General features: G+C 68.2%; 3 protein-coding genes. All 3 read left to right on the top strand.

The window, feature by feature from the left end; all coding sequences use genetic code 11:
• Positions 1–393: 393 nt before the first annotated feature.
• The 3 genes from ABZ453_RS49305 (at position 394) to ABZ453_RS49315 (ending at position 1,896) form a co-directional block, all read left to right on the top strand.
• A complete protein-coding gene (locus tag ABZ453_RS49305; RefSeq protein ID WP_359026371.1) occupies positions 394–1,362 on the top strand; it encodes a hypothetical protein in 969 nt (322 codons plus the stop codon).
• 2 nt (positions 1,363–1,364) lie between these two features.
• Positions 1,365–1,592, top strand: coding sequence for a transposase (locus ABZ453_RS49310; protein WP_359026373.1), 228 nt, complete (start codon positions 1,365–1,367; stop codon positions 1,590–1,592).
• Between the two features lie 91 nt (positions 1,593–1,683).
• Positions 1,684–1,896: a transposase gene (locus ABZ453_RS49315; RefSeq protein WP_359026375.1), complete on the top strand. Its 213-nt coding sequence runs from the start codon at positions 1,684–1,686 to the stop codon at positions 1,894–1,896.
• Positions 1,897–2,041 lie beyond the last annotated feature (145 nt).

Below are 2,041 nucleotides of genomic sequence, written 5' to 3' on the forward strand. Positions count from 1 at the left end.
CCGAGGTGGTGTCCATCCTGGCGCCGGTCTTCCCCGCCGACGCGGGGGCGTTTCGGCGAACCTCGTGACGCTGTTCATCGCGTTCGTGTCCTCCCGCCAACATGGAGTGCTCCGAAGTCCATCGGCCACGGTCAACGGGCATGCTCGGGTGGTTCCGAAGACCGACGCAGCTGTCGGGGTGCCCGTTGTCCCTCCGCCCCCGTTCCGGTGAGCGAGTCCCGCCTCTCACTGCGCAGGTCGCGCGGGCGAGCAATCCGGTTGTGACGACGGCGATATGGGTGCGTGACCGGCTGGACGGCCTGTGGTGCGACGAGGACTTCGCCGACTGGTACCCGCGACGCTCGGCCGGGTCTCTCGCCTGCTCAGCTGGCCACGGTCTGTGTGCTGCACAGCGTGCTGGCCGACTTCCGGGACCGTCTCACTGAGGGCGACCGCGCCGACCGCCTTCTCGACCTGGCGCTGGCCCGCCTGAAGGAAGCCGGGCTGGTGCGCGAGCGGACCACGCAGCGCACCGATTCCACCCATGTCCTGGCCGCGGTGCGGGACCTGACGCGCCTGGAGATGGTCACCGAGGCGGTCCGCGCGGCACTGGAAGAAGTCGCCGGCATCTCCCCTCACCTGCTGGACGGGCTGGTCGATGAGGACTGGGGCCGCCGCTACGGCCGGCCGGTCCGCCTGGGCAAGAACCCCACCAGGCCCAAGACCAGGATTCTCGCTACCGGCGACGACGCCGTCAGGCTCCTGGAGCACCTCCACGGGCACGGAGCGGACCGTGTATCGGGCCCTCGTGTCCAGGCCCTGCGCCAGATCATGGTGCAGAACTATCACCACGACGCCGCGGGCCGCCTGCGCTGGCGCACCGCCGAGAAGGAAGGCGGGCCCGGACTGCCGCCCTTGTCCCGGGCGATCGTCTCTCCCTACGACACGTCGGCCCGCTACGCACGCCACGGACACATCATCAGCTGGAAAGGGTTCACCGCCCACCTGACCGAGACCTGTGCTCCCGACGGCCCCAACGTGATCACGGACGTGGCCACCACGGCGGCCCCCACCCACGACAGCCAGGTCCTGCCCGGCATCCACAAGCGCCTGCGGCGCCGCGGACTGCTGCCCGCCGAGCACCTGGTCGACGCCGGCTACACCTCCCTGCCCCACCTGGAACAAGCCGCCCGCGAACACCAGGTCACCGTCTCCGGGCCGCTGAAGAGCAACCCCACCCGCCAGCACCGCCAAAACGAGGGCTTCGCCCGGGACGACTTCCACATCGACTACGACCATCAGCTGGTCACCTGTCTCCAGGGCCAGGTCAGCGCGGGCTGGCACGGCCCTACCCGACCTCCTCACCCACCGCAGCCCCGCTGATCGTGGCACGGTTCACCAAGAGCCAGTGCCGCCCCTGCCCGGCCCGCACCCAGTGCACCAGCACCGCCGACAACATCCGCACCGTAGGATTCCCCCCGCGAGAGCTCCGCGACCTGCAACTCCGCGTCCGCACTGAACAACAAACACCCGAGTGGAAGGCCCGCTACGCGGTCCGCTCCGGAGTGGAGAGCATGGTCAACGAGTTCACCCACGGAGCTTTTTCAGAGTGACCACCGATCGCGTGACGACCTCGTGGTCGACCCCTCGGCTGAGTCGCAGGTGAGGAGGCAGTCAGCCGAAAGGTGCCCATCACTCTGATGTGTGACTGCTGAAAACGCTCACGGACACGGCATGCGCCGCTGCCGCTACCGAGGACAGGGAAAAGCTCACATCCAGCACATCCTGACGGCCATCACCGTGAACATCGAGCGCCTCAGCGGACTGTCACCGACCGAGGAACCCCCTACGCCCCGCCCACCGACTGCCTTCCAGGACTACCTCGACCAACGTGACATCCCCCGGCTGAAGTCCTGACGAACGCTGGGCAGCTGACCCCGGCGACTCCAAGATCCCCGACAGAGTCAACCCCGGGTATTCAGCGGAATTGGATGACCTGACACCCCGGTAGCAGAAAGGTGCCGCTGACCTGCGAGGATGCGAGTGTCTAGGTCGTATCCGC

The organism is Streptomyces sp. NPDC005799, from assembly GCF_040630525.1.
Lineage (GTDB): Bacteria > Actinomycetota > Actinomycetes > Streptomycetales > Streptomycetaceae > Streptomyces > Streptomyces griseorubiginosus_B.